General features: G+C 41.3%; 5 protein-coding genes and 2 pseudogenes. 5 read left to right on the top strand and 2 right to left on the bottom strand.

Features of this window, described 5'->3' with window-relative positions; translation table 11 throughout:
- The 5 genes and pseudogenes from SD31_RS13565 to SD31_RS13545 all read left to right on the top strand — a co-directional run.
- A pseudogene (locus tag SD31_RS13565) lies at positions 1–585 on the top strand (ABC transporter ATP-binding protein); the annotation flags it as partial.
- Positions 586–646: 61 nt separating this feature from the next.
- Positions 647–1,840 carry an aminofutalosine synthase MqnE gene (gene mqnE, locus SD31_RS13560; protein ID WP_039054517.1) on the top strand — a complete coding sequence of 398 codons (1,194 nt, stop codon included), beginning with the start codon at positions 647–649 and terminating at the stop codon, positions 1,838–1,840.
- Positions 1,841–1,856: 16 nt separating this feature from the next.
- Positions 1,857–2,480, top strand: coding sequence for a histidine phosphatase family protein (locus SD31_RS13555; protein WP_039054516.1), 624 nt, complete (start codon positions 1,857–1,859; stop codon positions 2,478–2,480).
- A pseudogene (locus SD31_RS13550) lies at positions 2,477–3,222 on the top strand (menaquinone biosynthetic enzyme MqnA/MqnD family protein). Before SD31_RS13555 ends, SD31_RS13550 begins: the two are co-directional and overlap by 4 nt.
- 188 nt (positions 3,223–3,410) lie before the next feature.
- Positions 3,411–4,277, top strand: a complete 867-nt coding sequence (locus SD31_RS13545) for a neutral zinc metallopeptidase (RefSeq protein ID WP_039054515.1) — start codon at positions 3,411–3,413, stop codon at positions 4,275–4,277.
- Between the two features lie 120 nt (positions 4,278–4,397).
- On the opposite strand, the gene SD31_RS13540 is transcribed toward SD31_RS13545, so the two are convergent.
- Both SD31_RS13540 and SD31_RS13535 read right to left on the bottom strand, forming a co-directional pair.
- Positions 4,398–5,378, bottom strand: coding sequence for an acyltransferase (locus SD31_RS13540; protein ID WP_039054514.1), 981 nt, complete (start codon positions 5,376–5,378; stop codon positions 4,398–4,400).
- Positions 5,379–5,458: 80 nt separating this feature from the next.
- Positions 5,459–5,963: SDR family oxidoreductase (locus SD31_RS13535; RefSeq protein WP_039054513.1), on the bottom strand; the 505-nt coding region annotated here is incomplete at its 5' end.

Below are 5,963 nucleotides of genomic sequence, written 5' to 3'. Positions count from 1 at the left end.
CTCGTTTTATGGACGTGACGGCGGGAGAAATTCTCTTCGACGGCAAAAATCTTAAAGAATTAAAACAAGATTCTTTGCGTGCCTTGATTGGTACGGTGAATCAGGAGTCTATATTAGTTTAATGATACGATATTCAACAATATAGCTTTCGCCAACGAGTCAGCTACACAGGAAGAGGTGGAGGCCGCGGCGAAAATCGCTAATGCTCATGAATTTATTATGAAGACTCCGGAAGGCTATCAGACCAACATCGGTGACCGAGGGTCAAAGCTGTCGGGAGGCCAACGTCAACGTATATGTATTGCACGTGCCGTACTAAAAAATCCTCCAATCATGTTATTAGACGAGGCTACCTCAGCCTTGGATACCGAATCCGAAAGACTTGTTCAGGATGCGCTGTATAAGCTTATGGAAAATAGAACGACAGTAGTCATAGCCCATAGGCTTAGTACGATTCAAAATGCCGACAAGATTGTCGTGTTGGAAGGTGGCCGTATCGTGGAAGTAGGCACACACATAGAATTGATAAACAAAAACGGTTTATATAAAAAACTGATTGATATGCAGCAATTTGCCGAAGCTTAAATGCACTAAGGTTCGGCTTTTGTGTTGTTTTTAATATATTTGAGTAAGAAGGGAGATTTTTATGAAGGCTGAAAAAAAGCTAACCTTTTTAATAAATAATCCGAATCTGGATGCAGATTTAAAAAGAATAGCTGAAAAAGTACTTGCCGAAGAGCGCATTACCTTTGATGAGGGAGTGATATTGTACGAGAAGGGGGATTTGAACTATCTAGGGGTATTAGCCAACTATATCCGTGAGAAAAAACATGGCGATTATACCTATTTCAACCGTAACTTCCATATAGAGCCGACGAACATTTGTGTTTACGACTGCAAATTCTGTTCTTATTCGCGTCTGATCAAGCAACGTGAAGAAGGATGGGAGATGGATGTAGATGCTATGATGGAGGTGGTCAAAAAATACGATAACGAGCCGGTAACGGAGGTACATATCACCGGAGGCGTTGTTCCTAAACAAAACCTTGAGTTTTATGCGGAATTTTTCAGACGCTGTAAGGCGCACCGTCCCGACTTGCATATCAAAGGACTCACTCCGGTAGAATACTATTATATTTTCAAAAAGGCCAAACTCTCGCATTATGAGGGACTAAAATATCTCAAAGAATGTGGTTTGGATTCTATGCCGGGTGGAGGTGCCGAAATATTTCATCCAGAAATCCGTGAGCAGATTGCGCACGATAAATGTACAGCCGAACAGTGGCTGGATATTCATGAGCAGGCTCATAAGTTGGGGATGCACACCAATGCAACTATGCTCTATGGTCATATAGAGAAATATTGGCATCGCGTGGATCATATGGAGCGTCTGCGTCAGCTACAAGATAAAACAGGAGGCTTCCAAACCTTCATCCCGTTAAAGTTTAGAAACAAAGACAACCAGATGGCGCATGTGCCGGAAGTGTCTGTGGTGGAAGACTTGCGTAACTATGCTGTTGCCCGAATCTACCTTGATAATTTCCCGCACATCAAAGCCTATTGGGCTATGATATCGCGTAATACTGCACAGCTCTCTTTGGCTTATGGTGTGGATGATATAGACGGTACCTTGGATGATACAACCAAAATCTATTCTATGGCGGGAGCAGAGGAGCAAAATCCCGCGATGAGCACCAAAGAACTTGTAAAGTTGATTAAAGATGTAGGAAGACATCCTATAGAGCGTGATACTTTATATAATGTCATCACAGACTATAAGGATTATGTTTTTGAAGAGGATAATTCCAACAAATACTACGCTTTACCTGTTGTTAATTAAACAAAGACTTTAAGCTTTGAAGAAGACTTTATATTTTATCAGACACGGACAGACAGATCTTAATTTACGAGGTATAGTACAAGGAAGAGGAGTAAACACCCCGCTAAACGAAAACGGATGGAAACAGGCAGAAGCTTTCTTTAATGCCTACAAGCATGTTCCATTTGACAAAGTTTATACATCCACATTGTTGCGTACACACCAGACGGTAGAGCGTTTCATCACAGAGCTCAATATTCCTCATGAGCAGCTGCCCGGCCTTGATGAGATCAGCTGGGGGATTTATGAAGGTAAGGTGCAGGATGAAACCATCATGAAGGGGTTTGCGGAGATTGTAGGAGCTTGGAGAAGCAACCAGCTGGACGTTTGTATAGAAAACGGTGAATCACCCAATCAACTGGTTGCCCGTCAAAAAGAAGCCATAGCGCATATCCTTAGCAAGGAAGAAGAGAAGAATGTCTTGGTCTGTATGCACGGACGTGCCTTGCGTATCCTCTTATGTCATCTTACGGATGTTCCGGTATGTCAGATGGATGACTTTCCGCACACGAATACTTCCTTATATGTGTTGGAATATGAAGATAAAAAATTCAAAATCATAGATTATTATAATGTTGCACATTTAGAGGGGTTGGAATGAATAAAATTAGAGTATCGGTAGTAAGTTACACAAACTCACTACCGTTTTTGCATGGTATTAAAGCATCAGCAAAGTTGTTAGAGCAGATTGATTTGAGTGTGGATGTTCCGGCAGAATGCGCCCGCAAGGTTATTCACGACGAAGCCGACTTAGGTATCATTCCGGTGGCAGCACTATCAAAGATTCCTAACCATCACATCGTGACAGACTATTGTATTGGGTCGGATGGACCGGTGGATTCGGTATTCGTATTTTCATCAAAGCCGATAGCGAGATAGAAAGCCTAAGATTGGACCATCAGTCGAGAACCTCAAATGGTTTGGCACGTATTCTTTTAAAGCACTATTGGAAGAAAGACGTGAAAGTGGTCATGGAAGGTGATGCTGACGCTTGGGTGTTGATAGGAGATCGCACTTTTGGACAAAAAGACAAAGTTCCTTATGTATATGACTTAGGAGAAGTATGGAAGGAATTTACAGGATTACCTTTTGCCTTTGCGGTATGGGTGGCGAACAAAAAATTGCCGGAAAACTTTATAAATGATTTCAATGAAGCACTAAAAATAGGGGTTTCCAATCCTACCGTGATTATCCCTGAGTTGCCTGAAAATCCAGATTTCAACTACGAAAAATATCTTACCAATTACTTGGACTACCCATTAGATATCAAGAAAAGAGAAGCCATACAGCGATATCTCCAGTATTATAGAGAGTTAGAGGAAATAGATTTTAAGGGTGTTTAAACCCTTAGAATTTATTTCCAAATTTGCCTATCTGTTCTCATTCTTATCTCGCAATTATTTCCATGGACTTTCATAAGAATGATTCAACATATATCTACGCTTTTTGAAAAACAGGAGAGCTAGGAAGGTTATTCTACCAAAATATTGTTATTTTTATTATTGAAGTTAAGAATATAAATAGACAAATCATGAAATGGCAAGGCGGAAGAAGAAACGGTAATGTAGAAGACCGCAGAGGTATGTCCGGAGGACAAAAGATAGCCTTTGGTGGAATTGGTGGAATAATAGTACTGTTGATAGGTTTATTTATGGGAGGAGATCCGGCTCAGCTGTTGCAACAATTGCAACAGGGAGGTGAGCTTGACTCGTCAGAGTCCGCCGTCGTGGAATCCACGCCGGAAGAAGATAGACTGTTGGACTTTTCGCGTGTGGTACTGACCAGCACAGATGAGGTGTGGGAATATATTTTTAAGGAAGAAGGTTTGACATATAAGAAGCCTACGCTCTTAGTGTATAGAGATGCATATGAGACGGGAGGTTGTGGCGTTGGGCAATCAGCATTCGGTCCTTTCTATTGTCCTGCAGATCAAAAGATCTATCTTGATTTGAGCTTCAACAACGAGCTTCAAACTAAATTTGGTGCGAAGGGAGAATTTGCCTTAGCTTATGTGATTGCACACGAAGTAGGACATCACGTGCAGCAGCTCCTTGGTACCTTAAGTAAAACTAACGCTCTACGCGCTAAGTTGAGTGAAAGAGAATATAATAAGATTTCAGTGATGACAGAGTTGCAAGCTGACTTCTATGCCGGCGTGTGGGCACATTATGTCAATAAACTTACAAGTATAGAGATAACGTATGACGATATTCTGGATGGTATGAGAGCTGCTGCCGCAGTGGGTGACGATCATATCCAAGAACAAGCCCAAGGCTATTCTAATCCAGAGTCCTTTACCCATGGTACGTCGCAACAGCGTATGTATTGGTTCAAAAAAGGTTATGAAACAGGTGAGCTACGTGCTGGAAATACTTTTGAAGATAGAAGTTTACAATAAATAGAAGTAAATTCCGAGCTTACAGCTGAATATAAAGACAAAAGTAGTGATAAAGTTTATTTTGTCACATTTACTCGATAAATATGGAAGAGAAAAGGGGAAGTCAAGAACTTCCCTTTTTTATTGTACTAACAGGTTGCAACCTCTAATATCGGCGTGATCAAATCGACCGACCACTTCAAAGGAATTATCTTCAAAGACTCTACCCAGATCCTGTGTGGCGATGAAGGCACAGGAATGCACATTAGCCAAATCAATAACATTTATTCCACCACTGTTTTCTGCTGGGAGGATAGTCAGCGGATCGTTCGTATCCCGAACCAGAATTTTCATCCACTTTGGGGCACGAAAAAGCCCATCGCCAAGGGAATAGCCTTGAGAAAGCAGTTCGGTCATGCCATATTCCGAATGGATTTTCTGTACGCCGAAACCTTGACAAAGAATATGATGCAATTCTTCTCTAATCATCTCCTTCCGTTTGCCTTTCATACCGCCCGTTTCCATCACAATAAGCTCTGGAAAAGATATTCTATATTTTTCAACAAAGTCTAACAGCGCATAGGTGACACCGATAAGTATGGTCTTGATTCTCTTTTCCTTCAAGTGGTAGAGGGTAGCGTACAATTCCTCGTGATTATAAAGAAAGTAGTTGCTTTCCGGTTGTTGTGAAGATTTTATAAGGTCATCTATCATATAAATCAATGAGGAACCCTCCCTCTCGAGATAGGAAGGAAGCAAAGCCAAGATGGCTATATCCTCAATGTTGCCGTAAAATTCTTTAAATGTCTTGCGGAAACTATTCTCATACCATTCCAAGTCAAAAACATGATGTTGACTAGTACTCATCCCCGTCGTTCCCGAACTCGTAAAGGTAATCTGCGGAGGTGCATCTATTGTCGCTATTTTTTTGGTTTTGAAAAACTGAATAGGAAGGAAAGGAATTTGCGTATAATGATGAATGTCAGACGTGTCGACTGGCAGAAATTTTACGTATTGCTGAAACACCTTATTATGGTGAAACTGATAATGGAATAGCTCAAGAGCAACACGATTGAAATCTTCGTCGTTGCGGATAGAAAACACGTCTTCTTTAGTAATCATAACCGTGCAAATATAATCATAAAAAAAGCGTCTTGAAGAATTAGCCTCAAGACGCCTTAATTTTATAATCAAAGGAGGTTTTATGCCATACCACCGTCTACGGACAAAGTCTGTCCCGTGATGTACGAAGACAAATCCGACGCAAGGAAAAGACACGCATTAGCGATATCTTCAGTTGTTCCGGCGCGCTTTAACGGAATGTTTGCTTCCCAGCCTTCTACCACCTTAGGGTCCAATACATCAGTCATTTCTGTACGGATAAATCCTGGGGCAATAACATTGGCGCGGATGTTGCGAGACCCCAACTCTTTAGCTACCGACTTGGTGAATCCGATGATTCCGGCCTTTGAGGCTGCATAGTTTGCTTGACCAGCATTCCCTTGGATACCTACCACAGAAGACATGTTGATGAACACCCCTTTACGGTTTTTCATCATCACCTTTGATGCCGCTTTGGTAACGTTAAATACTGATTTAAGGTTTACGTTCAATACGTCATCCCAGTTTTCTTCTGTCATACGTAATAAAAGACCGTCTTTGGTGATGCCGGCATTGTTCACCACAATATCGATAGTTCCAAATTCA

This window comes from Sphingobacterium sp. T2 (assembly GCF_000814685.1).
GTDB lineage: Bacteria > Bacteroidota > Bacteroidia > Sphingobacteriales > Sphingobacteriaceae > Sphingobacterium > Sphingobacterium thermophilum.
The sequence above is the reverse complement of the archived record's forward strand: the minus strand, read 5'-3'. Positions and strand labels throughout refer to the sequence as shown.

Excerpts from the sequence above, each read along its gene's own strand:
- SD31_RS13545 (WP_039054515.1), top strand. The coding sequence starts at position 3,411 with ATGAAATGGCAAGGCGGAAGAAGAAACGGTAATGTAGAAGACCGCAGA.
- mqnE (WP_039054517.1), top strand. The coding sequence starts at position 647 with ATGAAGGCTGAAAAAAAGCTAACCTTTTTAATAAATAATCCGAATCTG.
- SD31_RS13540 (WP_039054514.1), bottom strand. The coding sequence starts at position 5,378 with ATGATTACTAAAGAAGACGTGTTTTCTATCCGCAACGACGAAGATTTC.